Source organism: Streptosporangium sp. 'caverna' (assembly GCF_003203775.1).
Lineage (GTDB): Bacteria > Actinomycetota > Actinomycetes > Streptosporangiales > Streptosporangiaceae > Streptosporangium > Streptosporangium subroseum.
Window position 1 is genome coordinate 3,670,596 of record NZ_CP029711.1, and the last position, 25,535, is coordinate 3,696,130.

Here is a 25,535-nt window from a genome sequence, read left to right on the forward strand (position 1 = left end):
TCCACCGTTCGACACGAGTGCTCCGCCGCAAGCTCGCTTCCCTGCCCGGCAGGGAAGCGAGCTTGCCGGCGTGAACTCGACGCCCCGGTGACATGGACCGCACCCGTGCGGCCATGTCACCGGGGCTCATGCCGGGGCGTGAGCCCCGGGTGTCACGTCAGGGTGTGAAAGTAGGCGCGCAGGTGGGCCTTGGCCTCCTCGGTGGCGCCGAGGGCGTCCAGGCCGAGCAGCGCGGCGCCCATGATGGGCGGGACGTCGGCGACGATCAGCTTGGCCTGGGGGGCCTGCTCGGCGAAGCGCCGCTCGATCAGCTCGCTCAGCAACGGGTCGCGGGCGGTCAGCACGCCGCCGCCCAGGACCACCTCCATCGGGGTGTCCAGCAGGTCCAGGCGGCGCAGCGCGACCACCGCCATCACGGTGACCTCGTCGGCCATCCGCACCAGGATCGAGCGGGCCACCGCGTCACCGGTGGCCGCGACGGCCATCAGCACCGGCACCAGCTCGTTCAGCCTGAAGCCGGGCAGGTCGCCGAAGTGGATGCCCAGGGCGACGTCCTCGACGGTGCGGGCGCCGAAGTGCTCGCGGACGGCGCGGTCCAGCGCGGTGGCCGGGCCCCGGCCGTCCTCGGCCCGTACGGCGTGCCAGAGCGTCTCCTCGCCGAGCCCCATCCCGCCGCCCCAGTCACCGGTGAGCCTTCCCAGGGCCGGGTATCTGGCCACCTCGCCGGTGGGGGAGACCCCGACGGCGTTGATGCCCGCCCCGCACACCACGGCCACGCCCGCGGGCCCTGAGGCCCCGGCGCGCAGCAGCGCGAAGGTGTCGTTGCCGACCACCACGTCCCTGCCGTACTCCCGGGCGGCGATCTCGTCGCGGATGGCCTCCTCCTCGACGGGGAGGTCGGCGCCCGCCAGGTAGGCGGCCACGTGGTCGGCGAACGGGGGCGTCAGGTCCGGGTCGAGCAGCCGCAGGGCATCGCCGATCACGTCGACCGCGGCGCCCACCCCCACGCTCTGCGGTTCGAAGGCGGCGCCGCGGCCCTCCGCCAGGACGGAGCCGTCCTCGCCGACCAGCGCGACATCGGTCTTGCTGTTGCCGCCGTCGACGGCCAGCACGGTTCTCACACGTTCGCCCAGGGCAGGTACCGGCGGTTGGCGTCGATGAGGCGCTGGGCCAGGTCCTCCGACAGCGAGGCCTGACCGATCAGCGGGTGGGCCAGCAGCGCGTCCGCGACGCGCTCCCTGCCGCCGTGCAGCGCGGCCTCCAGCGCGAGCGTCTCGTAGGCGGTGACGTGGGCGATGAGCCCGGCGAAGAGCGGCTGGACCTCCTCCACCGGCAGCGCCGTCGCACCCGTGGCGGTGATCGTGGCGGGAACCTCGATGACCGCCTCGTCGCCCAGGAACGGCAGCGTGCCGTTGTTGCGCAGGTTGACCACCTGGGTGTCGCCGCGGTCGCCGAGCAGCGAGGCGATCAGCGCCACCGCGGCCTCGGAGTAGAACGCCCCGCCGCGCTTGCCCAGCAGTTCCGGCTTGGTGTTCACCGACGGGTCGGCGTACATCTCGAGCAGAGTGGTCTCCATCGCCGCGACCTCGGCGGCGCGCGACGGCTTGCTCCTCTGCTCCTCCACCACGAGGTCGTGCTCGTAGAAGTAGCGCAGGTAGTAGGAGGGCACCACACCGAGGTGGCGGATCAGTCCCGCGGACAGGCCGACGTCCTGGGCGATCTCCTCGGCGTGGTTCTCCAGCAGCCGCGGGAGCACGTCCACCCCGTCCAGGAGAACGGAACGTTCCCAGGTGAGGTGGTTCAGGCCGACGTGGCCCAGGGAGATCCGGTCGGCGGTGACGCCCAGGTTCGCGGCGAAGCGGCGCTGGAAGCCGATGGCCACGTTGCACAGGCCGATGGCCCGGTGGCCCGCCTCCAGCAGCGCCCTGGTGACGATGCCCACCGGGTTGGTGAAGTCGATGATCCAGGCGTCGGGCGCGTGTGTGCGGATCTTCTCGGCGATGTCCAGCACCACCGGGACCGTGCGCAGCGCCTTGGCCAGCCCGCCCGCGCCGGTCGTCTCCTGGCCGACGCAACCACACTCCAGGGGCAGCGTCTCGTCCACGTTGCGCGCCGCCTGGCCGCCGATGCGCAACTGCAGCATGACCGCCTGAGCCCCGGCGACGCCCTCCTCGACCGAGGTGGTCGCGAGGACCGTGGCCGGGTGCCCGGCGTGGGCCAGCATCCGGCGGGCCATCCCCGCGACCAGCTCCAGCCGGTGGACGTCCGGATCGACCAGTGCGATCTCGGTGAGGGGAAGCTCGTCGCGCAACCGTGCGAATCCGTCGATCAGCTCCGGCGTATACGTCGAGCCGCCCCCGACAACGGCGATTTTCACCCTTTTACTCCTGTCAGCGTTACGCCCTCGATGAAGACCTTCTGGGCGAAGAAGAACACAATGATCACGGGTGCCGTGACGAGCAGGGTCGCCGCCATGGTGAGGTTCCACTGCACACTGTGCAGTGCCCGGAAGGACGCCAGCCCGATGGAGAGCGTCCAGTTTGCCTCGTTTGTCTGGGCGTAGAGCAGCGGGCCGTAGTAATCGTTCCAGCAGTAGAAGAACTGGAACAGTGCCACCGCCGCTATAGCCGGCCGTGCCATCGGCAGGATCACCCGCAGGAGGGTCATGAAGTCCGAGCAGCCGTCCACGCGGGCGGCCTCGGTGTACTCCCTGGGAATCGTGATCAAAAACTGCCGGAGCAGGAAGATGGAGAAGGCGTCACCGAGGAGCATCGGCAGGATCAGCGGCCACAGCGTGCCGGTGAGCCCCATGCGTGCCCAGATGAGGTAGACGGGGACGGCGATGACCTGCGGGGGCAGCATCATCACCGTGATCACCGCCAGGAAGGCCAGCTTGCGCCCCCGGAAGCGGAAGCGGGCCATCGCGTAGGCCACCGGGATCGACGACAGCAGCATGAACGCGGTGCCGAGCGCGGCGTACATGAACGTGTTGGCCGTCCAGGTCAGCAGGTGCGACCTGGCGAACACGTCGGCGAAGTTGCCCCAGTTCCAGGTGTCGGGCCACAGCTCGCCGGTGAGCGCCTGGTTGTCGCTCATCAGCGCGGTCAGCGTCACGAACACCAGCGGGCCGAGGAACATCAGTGACAGCGCCACGGCGACGGCGTGCCGGGCGATCCAGTAGAGGGTCTTCCGGACGCGGCTGCCGCGCCGGCTCGCCTGACGGACGGGGGCGGTGGCGGTGGGCCTCGCGGCGAGAGTCGTCACCTGTTGCCTCCATCGTCGTCGGTGAACACGCGGAACTGCCGGAGCAGGATGAGGGTGAAGATCATGGACGCCAGGAACAGCACCAGGGCCAGCACGCAGGCGTAGCCCATGCTGTAGTCGCGGAAACCGGAGTGGAAGAGCCACTCGGGCAGCGTCAGCGTGGACAGCTCCGGATAGCCGGGCACGAACGTGCTGCCGGCGGAGTCGGTGACCCCTGAGGCGACCCGGGCGGCGATCATCGCCTGGGAGAAGTACTGCAGGGCGTAGATGACACCGGTGACCGCGGAGAACATCAGCACCGGCGAGATCATCGGCAGCGTGATGCTCCGGAACTGCCGCCACGCGCCCGCCCCGTCGATGGCCGCGGCCTCGTACAGGTGCTTGGGCACGTCCAGCAGCGCCGCAAGGAAGATCATCATCGTGTTGCCGATGCCCCACATGGCGAGCAGGGTCAGGCCGGGTTTGGCCCAGTCCTTGTCGCCGAACCAGTCGGGTGCGGCGATCCCGAAGAACTCGAGGACCTGGTTGAGCGGGCCCGCGGGGTTCAGCAGGAAGACGAAGGCGACGGTTCCGGCCACCACCGGCACCAGGGACGGCAGGTAGAACACCGTCCGGAAGAAACCGGCGCCCGCCTTCAGACGGGTGAGCAGCTGCGCCACGCCCAGGCCGAAGATCAGCTGGGCGGGGACCATGAAGACCACCAGCCACAGCGTGTTCTGGATGGAGATCCAGGCCCGGTCGTCGTGGAAGAAGTAGCGGTAGTTGTCCAGGCCGATGAACTGCAGCGTGAACAGGTCGTACCGGTAGAAGGAGAAGTAGACGGTCGCCACCAGGGGGTAGGCGAAGAAGACCGCGAACCCGATCAGCCAGGGCGACATCCAGAGGAGGGCCTTGAGGCCCTCGCCGCGCCGCCAGCGAGGCGGCGCGGCGTAGGTGGTGCTGCTCATCGAGGCTCAGCCCCCGGAAAGCTTCAGCTTGTCGTCGATGCGCTTGTCGACCTCCGCCAGCCCGGCGTCGAGGTCCTTGACGGACCCCTTCTCCCACCGGACGAAGAACTCCTGCAGCGTGTCCTGGTTGAAGGCGCTGTTGACGTTGGAGGGCATCGTGCTCGTCTTCGGGTGGGCGAAGACGTCGAGGAAGGTCTGGAAGTTCGCGTCCTTCTCCAGGGCCGGCGACTCCATCGAGGCCTTGGTGGTCGGCACGTTGCGCAGCGCGTTGGAGAGGGTGACCAGCGCGTCGGTGTCGGTGGTCAGATACTTCACCAGCTCCCAGGCGGCCTGCGGGTTCTTCGCACCCTTGGGCACGCCGATCACGGTGCCCGCGGTGAAGCCGCTGCCGTAGAGGTCGGGCTTGTCGTCGGCGACCGGGAGCGGCGCGGTGCCGTAGTCGAGGCCCTTGGCCTCGTTGCCGATCATGGCGTTGCGCCACTCGCCGTCCAGGGCCATGGCGACCTTGCCCTTGTAGAACGGGTTGGCGGCCGACCACTCCTGCCCCAGGCTCTTGCGGAACTTCTCCAGATTGTCGTAGCCGTACCAGTCGACGAGCTCCTTCTGCCACTGCAGGAGCTGCTTCCAGGCCGGGTCGGAGCCGATCGCCGAGGTGCCGTCCGGCTTCTCCCAGGTCGCGCCGACCATCGGCGCGAGGTGGGAGGGGACGTTCTCGTAGTACTGGAAGCTCGGGATGAATCCGGCGACCTTGATGGTGCCGTCCGCGTCGCGGACCGTGAGCTTCTTGGCGAGGGCGGTCAGCTCCGACAGCGTCTTGGGCGGGGCGTTGCCCTTCATCAGGGCCTTGTTGTAGTAGAGCCCGTAGGAGTCGGCGAGCAGCGGCATCACGCAGCGCTTGCCCTCGAACTCGGTGTAGGAGCGCGAGGCCGCCGACAGCACGGACAGGTCGATGCCGTCCTGCTTGATCACCGGGGTGAGGTCCTGGAACACCCCGCTCCTGCACCACTGGGCCACGTTGTCGGTGGTGAAGGAGGAGGCGACGTCCGGTGCCGTCCCGCCGCGCACGGCCTGGGTGATCTGGTCGTCTTCAACTCCCTTGACCAGCTTGACGGTGATCTGCGGGAACTTCTTGCGGAATCCGGCGATGGCGTCCTCGAACGCCTTCACCTCGCCGGGCGCCGAGAACCCGTGCCACAGCTCGATGGTGGCGGCCGGGAGGGCGGCGGAGGCGGAGCCTGAGGGCTTGGGCTGGGATCCGAGGGCGGGCGCGCCGCTGGTGCCCGCGGTGCAGGCGGTCAGGGTCGTGGCGGTCAGGGCGGCTATGGCGAAGGTGAGAGAGCGTCGATGCACGACGGCTGCCTCCTCTGTGAGGTGATCAGGAGGGGGTGGGGGCGGATCAGGAGGGATCAGGAGGGAACGGTGGAGCCGAAGACCTCGTCGCGGGTGGCCCTGAGGGCGAGGTCGAGTGCGCCGGCGAGGACGGGATTGCCCTCGACGGTTGACAGCAGCAGCGGTGGCCGCGGGATGGTCAGCGCGTGCAGCTCGTGTTCGACGAGCTCACGCAGGGTGTCACCGCCGGCGAGCAGGGTTCCGCCGGTCAGCACGATGAGCTCGGGGTCGACGACGGAGGTGATCGAGGCCAGCCCGACGGCGAGCCGCGCGGCGATGTCGCGGAGCCCGGCGCGCGCGTCGTCGGCGCGCTTGGCCGCCGCGGTTGTGGTCGTGGTGTTCCCGGCGGCCTGCACGGCGTTCCGTACGGCCTGCGCGGAGGTGGCGCCGCGCAGGCCGTACGACCTCAGGATCTTCAGTACGGCGGGGCCGCCGGTGAGAGCCTGGTAGCCGTGGTTGGCGTAGCGCCCGGCCTCCCTGGCCGTCGGCGCGCCGGGGGCGGGCATGTAGCCGACCTCGCCGGCGCCGCCGGTCGCGCCCCGGTGTAATCGGCCGCCGATGACCAGCGCGGAGCCGAGTCCCTCGTCGGCCCAGAGCAGGACGAAGTCCTGGTGGCCGTGGCCCACGCCGTGCGCCTGCTCCGCCTGGGCGACGAGGTTGACGTTGTTCTCGACGGAGATCTGGATGCCGAGGCCCTCGCTGAGGGTGGGCACGAGGTTCGGGATGTGCCAGCCAGGCATGTCCTTGCTGGTGGCGTAGCCCAGCCGGCCGGTGCCGGGGTCGAGCGCGCCCTGCACGCCGATGACCGCGCGCCGCAGCCCGGCGGGGGCGCCGGCGCCCTCCAGCGCGGCGCGGACCCTGTCGACCACCTCGTCGCCCGGGCGTCCCGGGGTGGGCAGCCGGTGCTCGCCGATCGTCGCGCCGGTGAGGTCGGCGACCCTGACGTCGATGTGCGCGGGGGTGACGTCCAGCGCGGCGACGTGCGCGGCGTCCGGGTTGAGCTGGTAGACCTCCGCCGTACGGCCGGGCAGTCCCTCGCGGATGCCGCTCAGCACGACCAGCCCCGCCTCCTGGAGGCGGACGAGCAACTGCGACGCCGTGGGCTTGGACAGGCCGGTCAGCGCGCCGATCTCCGGGCGGGTGAGCGGCCCGCGTTCCAGGAGGGCCTGCAGGGCGGCGCGATCGTTGATCGCGCGCAGCAGGCTCGGGGTGCCCGGCGTCGGCTGGTTCACGGGTGACTCCGTCCGCACATGTCCATGCGTCACCGCTGAAGCGGAGTTAGGAAAGTTTCCTAACTTGGAGTGAATGTAAGGAGGACCCGCGATACTCGTCAAGGAGACAGGGGGTGCCGCAATCAACCTGTGATGGCAAGAGAGGGGATAAACTTCTCGACGGACCTGCTAGGGTGATGGTTTGTCATAACAACCAGCCCAATGGCCCGGAGTATCCCATTACTAGCAACGATAATGGAGCGACGGCAACCCGTCAAATCGAGCTCGCCAAAGAGCAGGAGTACGTCTCCGGTCTCTACGAACGACTCGATCTGTTGCGCGTGCGCACTCAGCGTCAGCTGGACGGCGTGCTCGCCCAGGGCGGGAGCGGCGGCACGCACCAGAACCGCTCCGAGCGCGACAGCTTCGCCGGGATGTACGCCGAGCGACTGGGCCGCCTGTGGGCGGTCGAGAACGGCCTGTGCTTCGGACGGCTCGACAACGCCGACGACACCTCCCTCTACATCGGCCGCATCGGCCTGGCCGACGACGAACAGCGGCGGTTGCTGATCGACTGGCGGGCCCCGGTGGCCCAGCCGTTCTATGGTGCCACCCCCGCGGCCTCCATGGGTGTCACCCGCCGTCGTCACCTGCAGACCAAGGGCCGCAAGGTGATCGGGGTCGACGACGACCTGCTCGACCTCGACAGCCTCACCGACGAGGACGTGGCCACCCTGAACGGCGAGGCCGCGCTGCTGGCCTCCATCGGAGCCAAGCGCACGGGGCGCATGCGCGACATCGTGGCCACCATCCAGTCCGAGCAGGACCGCATCATCCGCTCGGACCTGAACGGCGTGCTGGTCGTGCAGGGCGGTCCCGGCACCGGTAAGACGGTCGTGGCCCTGCACCGGGCGGCCTACCTGCTCTACACCCACCGGGAGAAACTGGCCCGCAGGGGCGTGCTCATCCTCGGGCCCAACCTGACCTTCCTGCGCTACATCGAGCAGGTGCTGCCCTCCCTGGGTGAGACCGACGTGCTGCTGTCGACCGTCTCCGAGCTGTATCCGGGGGTCGTCCCCGGAGTCAGGGAGCGTCCCGAGGTCGCCGCGATCAAGGGCGACGTGCGGATGGCCCAGGTCGTGGAGCGGGCCGTACGCGAACGGCAGCGGGTGCCGCGCAAGCCGGTCGAGATCCGCCTCGACAAATACACCCTCAAGCTCGACGGCAACATCCTGGAGGCCGCCCGCAACCGGGCGGCCCGTTCCAAGAGGGCGCACAACGAGGCCCGCTCGATCTTCGTGCGCCACCTCCTCAACGCGCTCGCCCGGCAGGCCGCCAGGCAGCTCGGCAGGGGCATGATCGACGAGGAAGAGCTGGCCGACATCCGCGAGGACCTCCGCACCGAGCGGCCCGTCAAGGCCGCGCTGAACAGGCTGTGGCCCTACGTCACCCCGCAGCAGCTCCTGATCGGGCTGTTCACCTCCCGCGAGCGGCTGGACTACGCCGCGGGCGAGTTCGGCGAGGCCGAGCGCGAGCTGCTGCTGCGCGAGCCGCCCCGCAAGGGGGAGAACTGGTGGGCCGAGTCCGACGTGCCGCTGCTGGACGAGGCCGCCGAGCTGCTCGGCGACATCGACCCCGGGGTGCTGCGGGCCGGGGCGTGGATCGCCGAGGAGGAGCAGGCGGCGTCGCGCGCCGCCGCCCTTGACGAGCGTCAGCACCAGCTGGCCTACGCCAAGGAGGTGCTGGAGATGACCGGGCTGTCCGACATCATGGACGCCGAGAAGTTCGCCTCCCGGCACCTGAACGACGACGTCTATCTCACCACCGCCGAGCGTGCGGCGGCCGACCGCACCTGGGCCTTCGGCCACATCATCGTGGACGAGGCGCAGGAGCTGTCGGCGATGGACTGGCGGATGGTGATGCGGCGCTGCCCGACCCGGTCGATGACGATCGTCGGCGACCTGGCGCAGACCGGCTCCTCGGCCGGAGCGCCCTCCTGGGGCCGGATGCTCGACCCGTACGTGGCCGGGCGCTGGCGCGAGGAGCACCTCAGCGTCAACTACCGGACCCCGGCCGAGCTGATGGTCGTGGCCGCCGACGTGCTCGCCCTGATCGGTCCGGGACTGGTCGCGCCCACCTCGGTCAGGGAGACGGGCGCCCGGCCCTGGGCCGTCTCACCGCTGGAGTCCCTCGGCGACGTCGTCAAGGCCGAGATCGTCGAAGGCGGGCGCCTGGTCGTGATCGTCCCCGAATCCCGGGTGGAGGAGTTCGGCGAGATCGTGGTCCGGTCCGTCGACGGCGCGGTCGCCGGACCCGGGACCAAGGCCCTGGACGCGCAGGTGGCGGTGCTGACCGTCGCCGAGGCCAAGGGGCTCGAGTTCGACGCGGTCATCGTGGTCGAACCGGAGCTGATCTTGAGCGAGTCCCCGCGCGGCGCGAGCGATCTTTACGTCGCGCTGACCCGCGCGACCCAGCGTCTTGGCGTCGTCCATGGCGGATCACTACCCGAAGCGCTTGCTCGACTTGAGCGACATCGGATCACATGAGACCATTGACGGCTCTCGTCGATCATGTCCCAGCTGCGAAAACTTGATGTTTCCGCTGTTAGGGACACGGTTGACATCTGCGCTGGGGTCGGTAGTTTGCTGCCCAGTCCAGCACGGGACTGGCCGGTTGGCCGTCTTTCGACCTCGCCGGTTCCTGCGCCCGTGACGGAGGTGACTCCGTCCGTACAGCCAGGCGCAGGGCCGGCGGTTCGTCGAGGCGGGGCACTCCATCCGGGCGGGGGGTTGGACCCAAGGAGGGGTCCGGGCACCCAGTAGACAACGGTAATCCGCGCTCGCCGCCGACGGGACGGAACCGGTCCGAAGGGTGATCCGGGCCCTCTTCCCGCTCCCGTGCGGAGCGCCGCAAGCGTCGGGGCGATCCACAAGGCGTCCATCAGCCTTGGGATCGCCCCGTTGCTTTTTTCGCGATGCTTCCGGAAATGCCCAGGAGGGAGCATTGGGGGGCATGCGACCTGGGCGGTACCGTTCGGTTGAGAAAGACCGCCAGGCGTCAACCGCCCGTACGACATACCAAGGAGCCTCGCCCGTGGTGCAGGACAAGACGGCCGTCCCGGTGCCGCGGACGGCGGTGACGGGAGACCCCGTCGACGGCCTGCCCGGGAGGGCGACCGCCGCAACCTCTCGCCGGGCGCTGATCGCCCGGGTCGCGGGCGCGATCGCCGGCGGCCTGCTGCTGTTTCTCGCCTTCCCCCCGCTCGGACTGTGGTTCCTCGCGCCGTTCGGCTTCGCCCTGGCCGTCCTGTCGGTGCAGGGCACGCGCCCGCGCCGCGCCGCGTGGCTGGGCCTCCTGACCGGGCTGGCTCTCCTGCTGCCCGGCCTGCACTGGGTCAGCCCGATCGGTATGGACGCCTGGCTGGGGCTGGTGGCCATGGAGAGCGTCTTCTACGCCGCCTGGGGTGCGTGTGCCACGCTGGTCGTCCGGCTGCCCCTGTGGCCACTGTGGAGCGCCGCGCTGTGGGTGGCGATGGAGTGGGCCAGGGGTGCGTTCCCGTTCGGCGGATTCCCCTGGCTGCGGGTGGCCTTCAGCCAGGGCGAGTCGGTCTTCACCCCGTATGCGGCCCTCGGCGGGGCGCCGCTGGTGAGTTTCGCGGTGGCCCTGTGCGGCGGCCTGATCGCGCTGCTGGTGCTCCGGCTGACCCCGGCCCCGCGCTGGGAGCGGGCGGTCGCGCTGCCGCTCATCGGGATCCTGGCCGTGCCGGCCGCGGCGTTCGCCGTTCCCCGGCCCGGTGACGAGGGGAAGACCGTGACCATGGGGATCATCCAGGGCAACGTTCCCGGGCGCGGCATGGACCCCCTCGGGGACGTGCCGGCGGTGGTTCTCCAGAACCACACCCGCATGCTTCACGAGATGGCGCAGTCCGTACGGGAGGGGAAGACGCCCCGGCCGGACGTGGTCGTGCTGCCGGAGAACTCCACCGACATCGACCCCCTGCGCAGTGACTTCGCCTACCAGGAGATCGACGCGGCGGTGAAGGACATCGGAGTGCCGGTCCTGGTCGGCGCCGTGGTCGGCGTCGGGGAGAACAACCGGGCGACCCGCAGCCTGATCTGGGACCCGGTCACCGGGCCCGGCGCCTACTACGACAAGCAGAAGCTGGTCCCCTTCGGGGAGTACACCCCGCTCAAGGACCTCGTGCTGGCCCTGTTCAAGCGGGCGGGCCTGGTCGGCAAGCAGTCGGTGCCCGGCACCCGTGACGGCGACCTCAAGCTGGGCCCGGTGACCATCGGCGCGATCAACTGCTACGAGGTGGCCTTCGACGGCGTCGTGGGCGGCACCGCCAGAACGGGCGCCTCGCCGCTGGTCGTGCAGACCAACAACGCCACCTACGCGCTGACCAACCTGCCGGCGCAGCAGCTGGCCATGTCCCAGATCCGCGCGGTCGAGCACAACCGGGCGGTGGTCACCGCCGCGATCACCGGTGTGTCCGCCTACGTGACCCCCGAGGGCTCGATCGCCTGGCGCACCAAGGAGCTGGTGCCCGCGTCGACGGTCCTGACCATTCCGGTCAGGACCGCGGAGACGATCGCCACGCGCGTGGGCGCGCTGCCCGAATGGGTGCTGATACTTGTGGGCTTGGGCGCGTTGGCGGCCGTCTGGCGGCGCCGGACGCGTAGCCTGGTGCACTCGGGGAAGCGGGAGGACGACCAGCAGGTGGGAGACGCATGATGGAGCGGATGCTTGGCCGGGTGCTCGTCATCGTCCCGACGTACAACGAGCGGGAAAACCTGCCGATGATCGCTGAGCGGCTGCGCAAGGCCGTTCCCGAGGCGCATCTGCTGATCGCCGACGACAACAGCCCCGACGGCACCGGCGCGGTCGCGGACGAGCTGGCGGCGGACGACGACCAGATCCACGTGCTGCACCGGCCGGGCAAGCAGGGCCTGGGCGCCGCCTACATCGCCGGCTTCCGATGGGGGCTCGAGGAGGGCTACGGCGTCCTCGTGGAGATGGACGCCGACGGCTCCCACCAGCCGGAGGAGCTGCCGAAGCTGCTGGAGGCCCTGGGTGACGGGGCCGACCTGGCGATCGGCTCCCGGTGGGTGCCCGGCGGCAAGGTGGTCAACTGGCCCACCTCGCGGGAGTTCCTGTCACGGGGCGCCAACGTCTACACCCGGATGATGCTCGGCGTCCCGGTCCGCGACGCCACCGCGGGGTTCCGCGCCTACCGCGCCGCCACCCTGGAGAAGATCGACCTGAGCGACGTGGAGTCACAGGGCTACTGCTTCCAGGTCGACCTGACCCTGCGCACGGTCCGCGACGGGCTGCGGATCGCCGAGGTGCCCATCACGTTCGTGGACCGCACGACCGGGTCCAGCAAGATGAACAGGGCCATCGTGGCCGAGGCGCTGTGGCGGGTCACGATGTGGGGCGTCTCCGGCATGCCCCGGCGCCTGCGCCGCCCGCGCTAGACGGCCGGGTCGCCGGCTGGGCCGCCCGCCGGGCCGCGACCCATGCCGTCACGGCGGAACGCTAAGCGTCCCTGCGGCGTTGTCATGTCGTACGGCTGCCGCGTGAGTTGAGGAAAAGATGCGCCTTCTGCTGTTCCTGGTCTTCCTTGTGGTCCCGGTCCTGGAGATCTGGGTGCTCATCCAGGTCGGTGAGGTCATCGGCGGCTGGCCCACGGTGGCCATCCTGCTCGCCGACAGCCTGCTCGGTGCCTGGATCGTCCGCCGCGAGGGCCGGAGGGCCTGGCGTAACCTTCAGGGCGCGCTGCAGAGCGGCCGGATGCCCGACCGGGAGCTCGCCGACGGCGCCCTGATCGTCGCGGGCGGCACGCTGCTGCTCACCCCGGGCTTCCTCACCGACGTGGTCGGCTTCCTGTTCATCCTGCCGTTCACCCGGCCGCTGGTCCGCAGGCTCGGCGCGTGGTTCTTCGCCCGCCGCATCCGCACCCTCGCCCAGAGCGCGGCGGGTCCCGGCCTCGGCTCGCCGTTCGGCGGCCTGGGCTCGCCCTTCGACGTGATGCGCGGCCAGAGTGACCCGAGCGGCCGGAGCGGCGCCTCCGGTCCGGTCATCCACGGCGAGGTCGTACGGGACGAGCCGGGCGGGACGGGCGGCCAGCGTGGGCCGGGTGGCTCCGACCGGGATCTCACCGATCGCTGAGCTCGGCCAGGCGGCGGAGCGAGAGCCGCAACAGCGGCGCGCTCAGCGGCCCGACCAGTGGCCGGCCCAGCCGCCCGACCGGGCCGAACGGCAGGTCGAGATCCTCCTCCCAGACGATCGTGCTGCCGCCCTCGCGGGGCAGCACGCGGAAGGTTCCGGTGCCGCGCACCAGCCGGCCCGTGTGCCGGACCTTCACGGTCCTGGGCGGGTCCCATTCGGTGATCTCCATGGTGTCCGTGAACCCGACCGGGCCGACCCCGGTGAAGGCCGCCAGCCGGCTTCCCGCGCTGCGGCCGTCCCCGGCGGCGACGTGGGCTCGGGTCAGGAGCATCCACTCGTCATGTCGCGACCAGTCGGTCAGGACGGAGAACACCCGCTCGGGGCGGGCGTGCGCGTCCACCGAGACGCTGATATGAGAGTGAGTCACCCTCCGTTCGTTCCCCGTGACCGGAGCCCGACCCCTGTGGGAGGGGTGGGAAAGGCGGGGGGCGGGGACGGCCGCGGGGCGGAGGACTGCCAGGATCTTCCGGTGGCCGCCGCGAACAGAGGACGGGCGGCGGACAGGGGGAGCAATCACATGACCGCATCCGCGAAGGAGGCCGGTGCGACCGTGGTCAGGCCGGTGTCCTGGGACGACGCCGCGGCCGTCGCACTGCGTGAGGCCATGGAGGAGGAGATGGGAGCCCGCTACGCCGACCTGCTCGCGTCCGCGCCGGACTACCTGCCCAAGGGCATGAACGTCGAGCCCGAGACCGTCGTCTACACCGGGATCGCCTACACGGGGGAGGGCGTGCCGGTCGGGCACGTCGCGCTGCGCCGGCTCGACGGCGACCTGGAGCTCAAACGGATGTTCGTGGCCCCGTCCCACCGGGGCACGGATGTGGCACGCGCGCTGCTGGCGGCGGCCGAGGACGCGGCTCGCGCGCTCGGCGCGGCGCGGGTCGTCCTGCAGACCGGACATCGCCAGCCGGACGCGGTGAGGCTCTACGAGCGCGAGGGCTACGCCCCCATCCCGCTCTTTCCTCCCTACGAGCAGCTCGCGGGCTCGCACTGCTTCGCGAAGCCCCTGGCCTGAACCGCCACGGGGGAGAGCCACGGAAAAGGGCGAGGTCCGCCGGTCCGGCCTGACTGCTCGGCCGGACCGGCGGACCTCGCCGGGGTGCTGCTGTGGCGCCTGGATGGCGCCTGGACGGCGCCTAGTGTGATGCGGTCTCGGGGCTGTCGACGTAGATCTTGCCGAATTCGATGGCCGGGGCGAAACCGGCGAAGTTCCGGTTGACCTGGGCCTTCTCAGCCGTGCTCGGATAGGGGCTGGTACAGCTCGTGCCCGCGCTCGCACCGGACATCAGGTCCGTGCACAGGCCGGTGCGACGGTCGGGCAGACCCAGGATGTGGCCGATCTCGTGGGCGGCGATGCGCAGCGGGTTGTGCCCCTCCACGGTCGCCTCCCTGCCCATCCAGATCGTGCCCCGGCCCAGACTGGTGGGCTGGGTGCGCGGCCAGCCGTTGTCGGCCCGCACCACGAAGTCCGCCGGGCTTCCGGCCACCAGTCGCACGCCGGTCACGCTGGAGTTCCAGATCTGGGCCGCCTGGTCGACGGCGGAACGGAACTCCGCGGCCCGGCTCGCGTCATACCGGAGCACACGGACTGCCGCCACCGTGTGATCGGTTGCCCCGTGGGTGGTCGCCGCCTGGACGGGGGTGGCCGTCACCAGGAAGGTGAATCCCAGGATGAAGGCGACGCTTAAGCGGATGATCCTTGACATCTTTTCCGGTTCTCCTCGGCCATGGGGGGTTGCTCGGGAAGAGCAGCTGGTGAGGAGAGCGGTCAGCCGACGCGGAGCGTGAGACCGTATGCCGAGAGGATCTCGTTGACCGGCTGGTAGTACGTGGTGCCGCCGGAGCTGCAGTTACCGGAGCCGCCCGAGGTCACGCCCTGGGCCTGGCTGCCGGAGATGAACGAGCCGCCGGAGTCGCCGGGCTCGGCGCAGACGTTGGTGCGGGTCAGGCCGCTCACGGTGCCCTGCGAGTAGGTCACGCTGGTGTTGTGCTGCTGGATGGTGCCGCAGCGCCAGCCGGTGGTGGAGCCGGAGCGGCAGATCGAGGAGCCGACCACGGCCTGGGTGGATCCGCGGACGGTGACGTTGGCGCCACCCGATCCCCTGACCAGCGGCTGGGCGGTGTTGCCGGTGGCGGCGACCCAGGCGTAGTCGTTACCGGGGAAGGAGGAACCCTGGAAGGTGCCGGTCGGGCTGGTGGTGCGGCTGCCCGCCCTGCCGCAGTGTCCCGCGGTGACGAAGCCGGGGGTGGTTCCCCTGGTGACGGAGAAGCCGACGCTGCAGCGGCTGCCGCCGATGTAGTAGGCGAGGCCGCCGATGATGTTGATGTAGGTCTGGGGCTTCTCGGCGGAGGCCGTCACCCGCACCGCGCTCTTGTCCACGCCGGCGGCGGCGACGAGGGCCTCGGCCCCCGCCTGCTCGGCGGCCTGGACGACGACGCTGTTGGTCGGGATGTCGACGTACCAGAGGGACGCGCCGGCCTTCGCCTCCGCGGACGCCGCGTCGAGCCGGTCCTTGACGGCGTTGAGCTCGTTGAGGGTCCGGCTGACGACCACGGGCTGGGCGCCCTGGGCCTGGATGGCCCCGGCCGCGGAGGCGTCGCTGGTGGCGACGGAGAGCTTGGAGGCGTCGGCGTTGAGCCAGGAGCCGGCGTACTTGTCGCCGAGCGCCTGGCTCAGGGTGGACTCCGCGCTCATGGCGCGGGATTCGTTGGCCAGCCGCGTGACGGCCTGCTCGGCGGTGAGACCGAGGTCGCGCTGGAGCGCCTGGATGACTGCGGGCTGGGGCTGGGCCGGGGGAGCGGCTTGGGCCATGGCGGGGGCGACGGTGGCTGCCAGGTACAGGGCCACGGTGGTGGCTCCGGCGAGGAGGGGGCCTCGACTCAACATAAGCACTCCTTGTGAGGGGTGATGTCAAGGTATTGGCTGAGCCTCGCCGAGGGATGTCCCAAAGGATCCCTATCGTGATGTTATGGGGGCCTTGATCATCCGGACGGAGAAATCAGGGGTGCCCGGCGCACGGGATCCGGCTCCCGGCGGGAGCCAATAAGGACAGTGACAAATAACTGGTTCTAGGCACCCGGAACTCGGAGGGATAGATTGCTGCATCGTACGGAGGGGTGATCGGCCCCGGCCGTCGCGACCCTCCCGGATTCGCGGCTGGAACGTTCCGTACCGGATGCCATAGTCCGGATTTCACAGGAGGACACGCGCCCATGAGTCACGAAGCCGCCGTCGACGGTGGAACCGGGCGCGAAGAGCAGGTATCACTGCCACGCCGCGCCGACGCGCCCCGATGCCCGTACACGGAGCAGGGGGAGCGTCGCTGCGTCCTGCCGCCCGACCACGAACTAGAACACGTTTTCCCTCACCAGAAGGCCCCCGCCATGTGCCCGGAGGGCTGACGGATCCGGACCGCCGGCGGAGGCGGCCACGGCCGCGTGGACCGTCCGCCGGTTCCGGCGGACGGTCCGCCGAGCTCGACGTACCGGGTTCAGTGCCCGGGGTCGGAGCTGTCGAACAGCGAAGAGGGACGGGGCTCGGCCGGCCGGGCCGCGGGGGCGGGGGCGGGAGGAAGGACGCTGCCGTTGTGAGGCTGCCTGAGCTGGGAGAGCAACGCGGCGTCCTCGCGCATCTCCTGCTCGGAGGGGGACAGGAAGATGGTGAGGAGCAGGCCCAGGGTGATCAGGCTGATCCCGATGATCAGGGGAAGCATGAAGTCCATGGCCGAGGCCCCGGGCATGGACATGACGGTGTCATCGAGGGTGACGGCCATGGAGAACATGCCGGTGTAGTGCATCCCGTTGACCGCGACGCCCATCAGCAGGGCGGCCCCCGTGATGGCGAGGGCTCCGCTGGCGCGCAGGCTGAACCAGAGCGCCACCGTCGCGGCCACCACGGCGATCAGCACGGACAGCGTCACCAGGAGAGGGTCGTAGTTCACGTGTGCGGACATGTTCATCGCCGCCATGCCCAGATAGTGCATGCCGGCCACGCCGAGGCCGGTCAGCAGCCCGCCGCTGATGAGCGAGACGGGCCCGGTTCCCCTGGCGGAGACCAGGAACAGTCCGGCCCCCACGACGACGATGGCGAGAAGGGCCGAGGCGATGGTGAGCGGCACGTCGTAGCGGATCGCCGTACCGTGGACCTCGAAGCCCATCATCGCGATGAAGTGCATCACCCAGATCCCGGTTCCGCCGATGGACAGGGCGGCGGCGCCCAGCCACAGAACGCGGGACTGGCCTTCCGCCTCGCGGGCGCGGGCTGCGAGCAGGAGCCCGAGCAGGCAGCCGATACTCGACATGATGTAGGAGGCCGCCGGGGTGATGAACCCGTGGGCGAAATGATCGATGGAGGGCATGGAGGCTCCTGGCGGTACGGGTCATCGTTGGAACGTGCCAGAGCCGGATCGGAGATCGCTCGCTGACTGGCCGGTCGGAGGGGTGCTCACATTACAGCCCTGGCGTTCTAAATGGCCATAATGGGTGAATTGAGAGCGCCTTAACCGACTACAGCAAGTCGGCGTTTCCCACCTAAGGTGAACACTCCAGGAGAGGAGGCGGGCCAATGACGATGCTCGCCGGTCAAAGACGAAAAACAGCTCTGCCCCCGATCTGGCCAGGTGATCGTTACGAGGTCCTGTGTGAGCGTGACGACCCGAACGGCAACACGCGCGACCTCTACCACTTCGCGCAGTACGCGGTGCACTCGGCCCGCAGCCTGGAGACGGCGGGACTCGCCCGCAGGGTGCGCGTGGTCAGGCTCGAGGACGAGGTAGTGATCTACGACCGCGTCAACGGCATCGACCTGCCCACCGACGAGTGGTGATCCGCGACGCCGGACGGGGGCTAGAGCCCCCGGAGCGCGGGCAGCAGCTCCTTCTCCGACCAGTCGAAGAACTCCCGCTGGTGCTCGTGGCCGATCTGGACCAGGGCGACGTGGGTGAATCCGGCATCGGTGAATTCGCGCACCGCCTCCACCACCGCGTCGACGTCGGCTCCGCACGGTATCGCCTTGGCGACGTCCTCCGGGCGCACGGTCTCGGCGGCGGCGGCGAAGTTCACCGGCGCGGGCAGCTCGGCGTTGACCTTCCAGTTCGTCACCGACCAGCGCCACAGCCGGTGCGCCCGTTCCAGGGCGGCCTCGGGGTCGGGGTCGTAGCTGATGGCCAGCTGGCCGTAGACCGGCCTGGCCCCGTCGCCGCCGGCGGCGAACCGCTCCACGAGATCGGCGTCCGGATCGATCGCCACCAGCGCGTCGCCGTACTGGGCGGCGATGTCCCCCGAACGGCCCCCCGAAGCGGCGATCGCGAGGGGCACCGGCCGGTCGGGAAGGTCGAAGAGCCTGGCCGAGTCGACGTCGAAGAACTCGCCCCGGTAACTCGTGTACCCGCCCTCGAACAACTCCTTGATGATCTCGATGGCCTCGCGGAACATCTCGTGCCGGGTGTTCACCGCCGGCCAGCCCTGGCCGATCACATGCTCGTTGAGGTTCTCTCCCGAGCCCAGCCCCAGGGTGAAGCGTCCCTGCGTCAGGGCCCCCATCGTGGCCGCCTTCTGCGCCACCACCGCGGGGTGGTAGCGCATGATCGGGCAGGTCACGTAGGTCATCAGCGGCAGGCGCTCGGTGGCGTGGGCCACCGCGCCGAGCACCGACCAGGCGTACGGTGAGTGCCCCATCTCCTCCAGCCACGGGAAGTAGTGGTCGGAGATGACCGCGTAGTCGAATCCGACGCGTTCGGCCGTGGCGGCGTCGTCCACCAACTGCCTGGCCGGCGTCTGCTCGCTCATCAACGTGTAGCCGATCTCTGCCATGTCCGGCACTTACCCCCTTCGTCTCCGGCATGTTTCCCGGAGACGAAAAATCTCGGGTTTCTTTCTCCCGCGGCAGGTCGCGGGCCTCCCTGCGGATTCCGATTCACCGTTGCGGGCAGAAAACCGGAAACCGGGTCGTGGCAGAACCTTTGGGTAAGGAAGTACTTGCGGACATCCGGACCTCTCTCGCATCCGCCGGATGAGGGCGGATGCTCCTCAGGGGGTCGTGGACGGATGCCGGATGTCACAGCAGACGGGAAGCACGATGGATTCTTTGGGGGGCTGCGCTCGGATGCTGGCCGGGATGGTCGAGGCCAGCCATCTGAGCGCGATAGAGCAGTTGCCCGCCCTGGCCGAGAAAAACGCCGCTCATGCCGGCCTGTACGACGTAATGATCTATCTGGCCGATCTGCAGCAGGAGGTGCTCCGCCTGCTGACGGGCCAGGGTACGAACGCCGGCGAGGGCGCGGACCCGGAGCTGGCCGAGCTGCGGATCGACGGAACGCTGGCCGGGCGGGCCTTCCAGGACGTGCGGGTCCTGCCCAAGCCCGGTGCCGGCGGCGTGGACTGGTGGTGGGTGCCGCTGCTGGACGGCACCGAGCGCCTGGGGGTGCTGCGTGTCAGCGCCCGGGTCGCCGACGAGTGGGCACAGGAGAACATGCGGCACCTGGCGTCCGTGGTGGCGCTGCTGGTGGTGAGCAAGCGCAACCACAGCGACTCCTACGCCCGGCTGGTCCGGACCCGGCCGATGGACGTCGCCGCGGAGATGCAGTGGAACCTCCTGCCGCCGCTGACGTTCGCCAACGAGGAGGTGGTGATCGGAGCCGCGCTCGAACCGGCCTACGAGATCGGCGGCGACGCCTTCGACTACGCCCTGGCCGGTGAGAGGGTCCATCTTGCGATCTTCGATGCGATGGGTCACGACGCGTCGGCCGGACTGACCTCCAACCTGGCGCTGGCCGCCTGCCGCAACTACCGCCGCCAGGGCGCCGACCTGATCCGCGTCAGCGAGGGGATCGAACAGGTCCTGATCGACGAGTTCGGCCGGGCCAACCGTTTCGCCACCGCGATCCTGGCCGAGCTGAACACGCGCACCGGCGTGTTCAGCTGGGTCAACCGGGGCCACCACCCTCCGGTGGTGATCCGGGGCGGCCGCTGGATCACGAGTCTCCAGTGCCGGCCAGCCCACCCCATGGGCCTCGACCTCGGCCTGCCCGTGACGATATGCGGTGAACAGCTCGAACCCGGCGACCGCGTGCTGCTCTACACCGACGGCATCACCGAGGCACGCAACAGCGAGGGCCAGGAGTTCGGCCTGGAGCGGTTCGTCGACTTCATCATCCGGCGCAACGCCGACGGCCTGCCGGTGCCGGAGACCCTGCGCCGCCTCATCCGCAGCGTGCTGAAGTATCACGACGGCCGCCTCCAGGACGACGCCACCGTCCTGCTGGTGGAATGGCACGGAGGCGCCCACCGGAAACTGCACCTCTGACGGGGATGGACCGGGAGCGTTCCCGTCCGGCCGGGCGGGGTCGATCCGGTGAACCACCACCGGATGGGCCGGTGTCCCGAGGGCGGTCGCCAGGTGGGCACCGGCCGCCTCCGGGCCGGTGTCGCCCCGGGAGGAGCAGATCGTGTCCCTGGCCGCCTGCCGCGATCAGCCCGCGGTGAGGCCCGGCGGGTAGGGGCTGTTCCCGGCCTGGATGGCCGCGACCATCTGGGCCGTGTAGGCCTGCACGGCGCTGTGCAGACCGTGCCCGAAGCTCACGCGGGCCACTCCGAGGGCCGCCAGCTCCCCGATCGACGGCGTGCCGGGACGGAACAGGACGTTGATCGGGCCGTCGATCCCCTCGGCCAGCGCGCGGACGACGCCGGCGTCGGAGACGAAGATCGGGTAGACGCAGTCGGCGCCGGCTCGCAGGTACAGGCCCCCGCGCCGTACCGATTCCGCGAGCCTCTCGGAGGGAGTGCCCGTGCCGTTCATGTAGGTGTCGACGCGCGCGTTGATCACCAGGTCGACACCCGCCTCGGTGGCGGCGGCCCGGACGGCGCCCAGGAACGCGGCCTGCTCGTCGGCGTCGACCATCTCGTCCGTACGGGGGTCGGAGTCCTCCAGGTTGCAGCCGACCGCGCCGGTGGCGGCCAGGCGCGCGACCAGCTCCGCCGGCTTCAGCCCGTAGCCGCGCTCCATGTCGGCGGTGACGGGAACGCCGACCGCCCTGACGATCCGGGCGACCGCGGCGAGCATCTCCTCGACCGGCGTCGCCTCCCCGTCGTCGTATCCGAGCACCGGGGCGATCGCGGCGCTGCCGGTGGCGACCACCGGGAATCCGGCCGCCTCGACGGCGCGGGCCGACGCGGCGTCCCAGACGTTGGGCACCACCAGCGGACTCCCCGGCACATGCAGCGCCCGCAGCGCCGCGGCCTTCTCGTTGGCTGTCGCGTCTGTCATGCCTTCGGTGGTGGTCTTCGTAGCCATGTGACGACTCTAGGCGGCAGGCGGTCCGGTGTTAAAGGCCAATGACGCGATAAGGGATTGGGCCACTTTTGAGATCGTCCCGGTGCCGGCGGGATCGGTCAGGTCAGTTCTCCATGGGCATCAGCTCCCGGGCGAACTCCTCCATGAAGTGCTCCGTCTCCGGCGTCCGCCCGGCCGGCCGTATGACGAACTTGGTGATCCCCGCGGCGACGTAGCGCTCGATCCGCTCGCGGCACGCCTGCCAGCCGACCGGGATGAAGTCCGCGGGATCGGCATCGGGACGGCGCCCGCGGATCGCGGCCGAGAACTCGTCGGGGATGGAGCCGAGGGCGACGGCGAGGCTGACGCCGTAGTGGTCGGGCTCGATCTCGCGACCGGCCTCGGCGGCGTGGCCCTGGATCGTCTCCCGGGCCACGGCGGCCTCCTCGGGGGTGACGTAGCTGGCGAGCCAGCCGTCGGCGAAGCGGCCGACGCGGCGTAGCGCGACCGGGCCGCCGCCGCCCAGCCAGATGTCCAGCGGCTTGGCGGGGAGCGGCCCGACGCCGGCGTCCTCGACGGTGTGGAACGTCCCCTTGAAGGTCACCGTCTCCTGCCTGAGCAGCAGCCTGAGCAGTTCCAGCGACTCGTCGAAGACCGCGCCGCGAGAGTTTCCCGCGATGGGGAAGGCACTTTTCTCGCTGGGCCTGGCCGGGTGGAGGCCGAAGGCGGGCAGTACCCGGGCGGGGGCCAGTGCGGCCAGGGAGACGAGCTGTTTGGCGACCAGCACCGGATGGCGGCCCGGCAGGATGGCGACGCCCGTGCCGACCTTCAGCCGGGCCGTCCGGGACAGCGCGTATCCCATCCCGATGAACGGCTCGACAGACGGCCCGAAGACGACCTCGGACAGCCACAGCGAGTCGATGCCCAGGGCTTCGGCCCGGTCGACGGTCTCGGCGAAGTGGGCCGCGCTCTCGGTTGCCGTCGGGGCGATTCCAATTCGTACCTTCATTCGCCCATTCGACCACGATTCAATCTGCAAACCCAGGCGGGAGATCGTCGGGAGCCGGTGAGCGGCGCCCGTCGGGAGCCGGAGCCGGGAGATGCGGGCCGGGGAGGGCCATGGGCAGGGCATGGGAGGGCGTGAGAGGTCACAGGGCATAAAAGCGGAGAACTCCGGCACCCTGGGCGGGTACCGGAGCTCTCCGTCTCTCTGAGCCTGTCTGAGTCGGTCAGGCGCTCTTTCGGCGCTGGGCGCGTAGAATCGCCAGGCGCTCGTTGAGCACCTCCTCCAGGTCTTCGATCGTGCGGCGCTCCAGCAGCATGTCCCAGTGCGTCCGTGGGGGCTTGGCCTTCTTTGCCTCCGGCAGCTCGCCATCCACCCGGAGTGCGGTCGCGCCGCACATGCGGCACTCCCAGGTCGCCGGGATCTCGGCTTCAGCGGCAAGCGGAACGTCGAATCGATGGCCCTTCGGGCAGGTGTAGGACACCTCCTGGCGCGGAGCCAGATCAGTGTTGCGGTCGTTCTCGTAGCTGGTCGCCCCGAGCCGGGTACCGCGTAGCGCACGCTCGCCCATGTCTGAATGCCTCCTGAGGGCCCCGTCGTGAGGGGTTTGTCTCCCACGGCGTACAACGCTTGATACCGTGTGTGGATTCCCACAGACGGGGTGATCCAATCGCGCGTTCTTGACCCGGTCTGTGAGAAGGCCCTTTCCGAGGGGTCTTCAGATGCGTTCCGGCACCGGATTTCCGGCCGCTCTGATGGCCTTGGGCAGGTCGATGAGGGCGAGCAGCACGAAGCCGAGCACAAAGAAGATCACCAAAGAGATAATGCCGAGCCGGTAGCTGTCGGTTAGTTGGAGCGCCAGGCCGAGGGTGAACGAGCCGAGGAATGTCGAGCCCTTGTCACTGATCTCGTACAGGCTGTAATATTCCGCCTCCTTGCCCACCGGGATCACGTGGGAGAAGAGCGACCGCGACAGGGCCTGGGTGCCGCCCATCACGATCGCGATGGCGAATCCGAGCGCGAAGAACGCCACGGCCGAACCCCTGGGCAGGAAGTAGGCCACGCCCACCACCACGACCCAGGCGATCAGCGCGTTCATCACGACGCGTTTCGCCCCCCAGTGGGTGGCGAGCCGGCCGAGCAGCAGGGCGCCGAAGAAGGCGACGAACTGCACCATCAGGATCGCCGCGATCCTGACGGTCTGGCTCAGCCCGAGCTCCTTGTCGGCGTAGGTGGCCGAGAAGGAGATGACGGTCTGCACGCCGTCGTTGTAGATCAGGTAGGCCACCAGGAAGCCCAGCGTCAGCGGGTAGCGGCGCAGCTCCCTGATCGTACGGCCCAGCTGCCGGAAGCTTCCCACCACGGCCTGACCGGTGGTCTCGGCGCCCGGGGCGAGCGCCCGCCGGTTGCGCAGCCGCAGCAGCGGGATGATCGTGAACCCGCCCCACCACAAGCCCGCGGAGGCCAGGGCGATGCGTACGGCCTCACCCTCGGTGACGCCGAAGGAGTCGTGACCGAGGAAGAGCACGAGGTGGACGGCGAGCAGCAGGCCGCCCCCGAGGTAGCCGAAGCCCCAGCCCTGGGCGGAGACCTTGTCGCGCTCGTCCGCGGTGGAGATCTCGGGCAGGAACGAGTTGTAGATCACGAATGCGGCCGCGAAGGCGGTGTTGGCCAGCACGAACAGCACCCCGCCCAGCAGGTAGCGCCCGTCCGCGACGAACCAGAAGCAGAGCGTGGCCCCGGCGCCGAGATAGGCGAACAGGCCCATGAGCTCCTTCTTGCGGCCGGTGTGGTCGGCCAGGGCTCCGGCGATGGGCATCAGGATGATCTGCAGGATGGCCGCGGCGCCCACCACGAAGGAGTAGTAGGCGCTGGGCCGTACGTCGAACCCCAGCACGTCCACGTACGGGCGGCCCTGGGCGGCGGTCTCCGCGATCGTCGTCAGGTACGGCCCGAGGAAGACCGTCAGGACCGTGGTGGGGAAGGCGGAGTTCGCCCAGTCGTAGAAGTACCAGCCGCGCTGTTCGCGGCGGCGGGCCTGGGGGGTTTCCTCGACGACCTGTTCGGAGGTCATGGGTCCTCGCTCGTTGGGGGATCAGCCGGTGGGCCGGCTGGGGGGCGGGGGTGTGCGGCTTACACGACTTGCACAGCTCACGTGACTTGCGGGGCTCACACGGTTCACAGGGCTCACAGGGCGCATGTGACTTGCGGGGCTCACACGGCTTGCGGGGCTCACACGGCTCACAGGGCGCACGCGACTTACGTGGCTTATGGGGCTCGCAGGGTTCACGCGGCTCACGCGGTTCACGCGGCGAGCCGGCCGGGGTGCCACTGGCCGCGTGCCTCCAGCACCTCGCGGAGGCCGGAGATGTTGTCGGTCATCAGGCCGTCCACACCGAGGTCGAGCAGGCGCTCCATCTCCCGGGGGTCGTTGATGGTCCACACGTGGATCTGCATGCCGAGGGCGTGCGCCGTACGGATCAGGGCGGGCGTGGTGATCCGCAGGCCGCGGAAGCCCACCGGGATCTGCGCGCACGGCACCCCGGCGCGGGCCAGCCGGGTGAGCAGGCGGCCGTAGCCGGAGGTGGTGGCGGCGGCGCGCAGGGCCGCGACGCCGCGCGGCCCGAGCGAGGAGCACACCTCGTGGCCGATCGCGGCACGGGCACGGGCCAGGCGTTCCTCGGAGAAGGAGGTCAGGCAGATCCGGTCGTGGGAGGCGGTCCGTCTGATCGCCTCGGCCAGCGGCGCGATGGCCGAGGCCTCCTTGACGTCGATGTTGAAGCGCGCCTCGGGCCAGGAGCCCAGCAGTTCCTCCATGAGCGGGATCTCGTCCACGCCGCCGATCCGCGCCTCACGCACCAGCCGGTACGGCAGGCCGGCGATCCGGCCCCGCCGGTCGGTCACCCGGTCCAGGGTGTGGTCGTGGAAGGCCAGCAGCACCCCGTCCGCGGTCGCGTGGGCGTCCGTCTCCAGGTAGGTGTAACCGAGCTCCACCGCCCGTGCGAACGCGGCATGGGTGTTCTCCCGGCCCTCGAAGGCCCCGCCCCGGTGGGCGAAGGCCAGGGGGGCGGGATGGTCGAGGAAGGCGTAACGACGCTGCACTTGCAGGAGTATGCCCGCTGCGAGTGCGACTCGTCATCGCGAGAGGGTGAACGTTTGGGTCACAAGGTCATTGATTTGAATTATTTATAGTTTCAAGGCGATGAAAGATGGCTTACCGG

23 protein-coding genes are annotated in these 25,535 nt (G+C 70.0%); 7 read left to right on the top strand and 16 right to left on the bottom strand.

Annotated features, from left to right (window positions below):
* Positions 1–152: 152 nt before the first annotated feature.
* From DKM19_RS16155 to DKM19_RS16180, 6 genes are read right to left on the bottom strand one after another with little or no spacing between them, the layout of a single operon-like run.
* The gene (locus tag DKM19_RS16155; protein WP_204358814.1) at positions 153–1,121 is read right to left on the bottom strand and encodes an N-acetylglucosamine kinase; all 969 of its coding nucleotides are present in this window, start codon (positions 1,119–1,121) and stop codon (positions 153–155) included.
* The gene (locus DKM19_RS16160) at positions 1,118–2,377 is read right to left on the bottom strand and encodes a 6-phospho-beta-glucosidase (RefSeq protein ID WP_110696397.1); all 1,260 of its coding nucleotides are present in this window, start codon (positions 2,375–2,377) and stop codon (positions 1,118–1,120) included. Before DKM19_RS16160 ends, DKM19_RS16155 begins: the two co-directional genes overlap by 4 nt.
* The gene (locus tag DKM19_RS16165) at positions 2,374–3,264 is read right to left on the bottom strand and encodes a carbohydrate ABC transporter permease (protein WP_110696398.1); all 891 of its coding nucleotides are present in this window, start codon (positions 3,262–3,264) and stop codon (positions 2,374–2,376) included. Before DKM19_RS16165 ends, DKM19_RS16160 begins: the two co-directional genes overlap by 4 nt.
* On the bottom strand, positions 3,261–4,211 hold the full coding sequence (locus tag DKM19_RS16170; protein WP_110696399.1) for a carbohydrate ABC transporter permease: 951 nt from the start codon (positions 4,209–4,211) through the stop codon (positions 3,261–3,263). Before DKM19_RS16170 ends, DKM19_RS16165 begins: the two co-directional genes overlap by 4 nt.
* 6 nt (positions 4,212–4,217) lie before the next feature.
* Positions 4,218–5,561, bottom strand: a complete 1,344-nt coding sequence (locus DKM19_RS16175) for an ABC transporter substrate-binding protein (protein WP_110696400.1) — start codon at positions 5,559–5,561, stop codon at positions 4,218–4,220.
* A gap of 56 nt (positions 5,562–5,617) precedes the next feature.
* Positions 5,618–6,832 (bottom strand): ROK family transcriptional regulator, encoded by a 1,215-nt coding sequence (locus DKM19_RS16180; RefSeq protein WP_110696401.1) that lies wholly within the window; start codon positions 6,830–6,832, stop codon positions 5,618–5,620.
* 176 nt (positions 6,833–7,008) lie between these two features.
* Between DKM19_RS16180 and DKM19_RS16185 the strand changes: the two genes are divergently transcribed.
* The 4 genes from DKM19_RS16185 (at position 7,009) to DKM19_RS16200 (ending at position 12,982) form a co-directional block, all read left to right on the top strand.
* Positions 7,009–9,357, top strand: a complete 2,349-nt coding sequence (locus tag DKM19_RS16185; RefSeq protein WP_204359093.1) for an AAA family ATPase — start codon at positions 7,009–7,011, stop codon at positions 9,355–9,357.
* Between the two features lie 547 nt (positions 9,358–9,904).
* Positions 9,905–11,545, top strand: a complete 1,641-nt coding sequence (lnt, locus tag DKM19_RS16190; protein ID WP_110696402.1) for an apolipoprotein N-acyltransferase — start codon at positions 9,905–9,907, stop codon at positions 11,543–11,545.
* The gene (locus DKM19_RS16195) at positions 11,545–12,288 is read left to right on the top strand and encodes a polyprenol monophosphomannose synthase (RefSeq protein WP_110696403.1); all 744 of its coding nucleotides are present in this window, start codon (positions 11,545–11,547) and stop codon (positions 12,286–12,288) included. Before lnt ends, DKM19_RS16195 begins: the two co-directional genes overlap by 1 nt.
* A gap of 118 nt (positions 12,289–12,406) precedes the next feature.
* Complete coding sequence (locus DKM19_RS16200) at positions 12,407–12,982, top strand: FxsA family protein (RefSeq protein WP_110696404.1); 576 nt, start codon at positions 12,407–12,409, stop codon at positions 12,980–12,982.
* Here DKM19_RS16200 and DKM19_RS16205 read toward each other — a convergent pair.
* Positions 12,969–13,409, bottom strand: a complete 441-nt coding sequence (locus DKM19_RS16205; RefSeq protein ID WP_239514279.1) for an SRPBCC family protein — start codon at positions 13,407–13,409, stop codon at positions 12,969–12,971. The genes DKM19_RS16200 and DKM19_RS16205 overlap by 14 nt on opposite strands.
* 150 nt (positions 13,410–13,559) lie before the next feature.
* Between DKM19_RS16205 and DKM19_RS16210 the strand changes: the two genes are divergently transcribed.
* The gene (locus DKM19_RS16210; RefSeq protein ID WP_110696405.1) at positions 13,560–14,057 is read left to right on the top strand and encodes a GNAT family N-acetyltransferase; all 498 of its coding nucleotides are present in this window, start codon (positions 13,560–13,562) and stop codon (positions 14,055–14,057) included.
* Positions 14,058–14,178: 121 nt separating this feature from the next.
* On the opposite strand, the gene DKM19_RS16215 is transcribed toward DKM19_RS16210, so the two are convergent.
* The 3 genes from DKM19_RS16215 to DKM19_RS16225 form a co-directional block, all read right to left on the bottom strand.
* A complete protein-coding gene (locus tag DKM19_RS16215; protein WP_110696406.1) occupies positions 14,179–14,748 on the bottom strand; it encodes a snapalysin family zinc-dependent metalloprotease in 570 nt (189 codons plus the stop codon).
* A gap of 62 nt (positions 14,749–14,810) precedes the next feature.
* A complete protein-coding gene (locus DKM19_RS16220) occupies positions 14,811–15,929 on the bottom strand; it encodes a S1 family peptidase (RefSeq protein WP_110696407.1) in 1,119 nt (372 codons plus the stop codon).
* A gap of 604 nt (positions 15,930–16,533) precedes the next feature.
* Positions 16,534–17,400 carry an MHYT domain-containing protein gene (locus tag DKM19_RS16225; protein ID WP_110696408.1) on the bottom strand — a complete coding sequence of 289 codons (867 nt, stop codon included), beginning with the start codon at positions 17,398–17,400 and terminating at the stop codon, positions 16,534–16,536.
* 206 nt (positions 17,401–17,606) lie between these two features.
* On the opposite strand from DKM19_RS16225, the gene DKM19_RS16230 reads away from it, so the two are divergent.
* Complete coding sequence (locus DKM19_RS16230; RefSeq protein ID WP_110696409.1) at positions 17,607–17,867, top strand: hypothetical protein; 261 nt, start codon at positions 17,607–17,609, stop codon at positions 17,865–17,867.
* 20 nt (positions 17,868–17,887) lie between these two features.
* Here DKM19_RS16230 and DKM19_RS16235 read toward each other — a convergent pair whose 3' ends face one another.
* Complete coding sequence (locus tag DKM19_RS16235) at positions 17,888–18,853, bottom strand: TIGR03557 family F420-dependent LLM class oxidoreductase (protein WP_110705755.1); 966 nt, start codon at positions 18,851–18,853, stop codon at positions 17,888–17,890.
* 265 nt (positions 18,854–19,118) lie between these two features.
* Between DKM19_RS16235 and DKM19_RS16240 the strand changes: the two genes are divergently transcribed.
* Entirely contained in the window at positions 19,119–20,345 is a 1,227-nt protein-coding gene (locus DKM19_RS16240) for a PP2C family protein-serine/threonine phosphatase (RefSeq protein WP_204358815.1), read from the top strand.
* Between the two features lie 165 nt (positions 20,346–20,510).
* Here the strand turns inward: DKM19_RS16240 and DKM19_RS16245 are convergent, their stop codons facing one another.
* The 5 genes from DKM19_RS16245 to DKM19_RS16265 all read right to left on the bottom strand — a co-directional run bounded on the left by DKM19_RS16245 (position 20,511) and on the right by DKM19_RS16265 (position 25,416).
* Entirely contained in the window at positions 20,511–21,305 is a 795-nt protein-coding gene (locus DKM19_RS16245; RefSeq protein ID WP_239514280.1) for an isocitrate lyase/phosphoenolpyruvate mutase family protein, read from the bottom strand.
* Positions 21,306–21,435: 130 nt separating this feature from the next.
* Positions 21,436–22,320, bottom strand: a complete 885-nt coding sequence (locus DKM19_RS16250; RefSeq protein ID WP_110696412.1) for a TIGR03854 family LLM class F420-dependent oxidoreductase — start codon at positions 22,318–22,320, stop codon at positions 21,436–21,438.
* Positions 22,321–22,540: 220 nt separating this feature from the next.
* The gene (locus tag DKM19_RS16255; RefSeq protein ID WP_089205581.1) at positions 22,541–22,885 is read right to left on the bottom strand and encodes an RNA polymerase-binding protein RbpA; all 345 of its coding nucleotides are present in this window, start codon (positions 22,883–22,885) and stop codon (positions 22,541–22,543) included.
* A gap of 147 nt (positions 22,886–23,032) precedes the next feature.
* Positions 23,033–24,388: an MFS transporter gene (locus tag DKM19_RS16260; protein ID WP_110696413.1), complete on the bottom strand. Its 1,356-nt coding sequence runs from the start codon at positions 24,386–24,388 to the stop codon at positions 23,033–23,035.
* 230 nt (positions 24,389–24,618) lie between these two features.
* Positions 24,619–25,416 carry a glycerophosphodiester phosphodiesterase gene (locus tag DKM19_RS16265; RefSeq protein WP_110696414.1) on the bottom strand — a complete coding sequence of 266 codons (798 nt, stop codon included), beginning with the start codon at positions 25,414–25,416 and terminating at the stop codon, positions 24,619–24,621.
* Between the last annotated feature and the right edge of the window lie 119 nt (positions 25,417–25,535).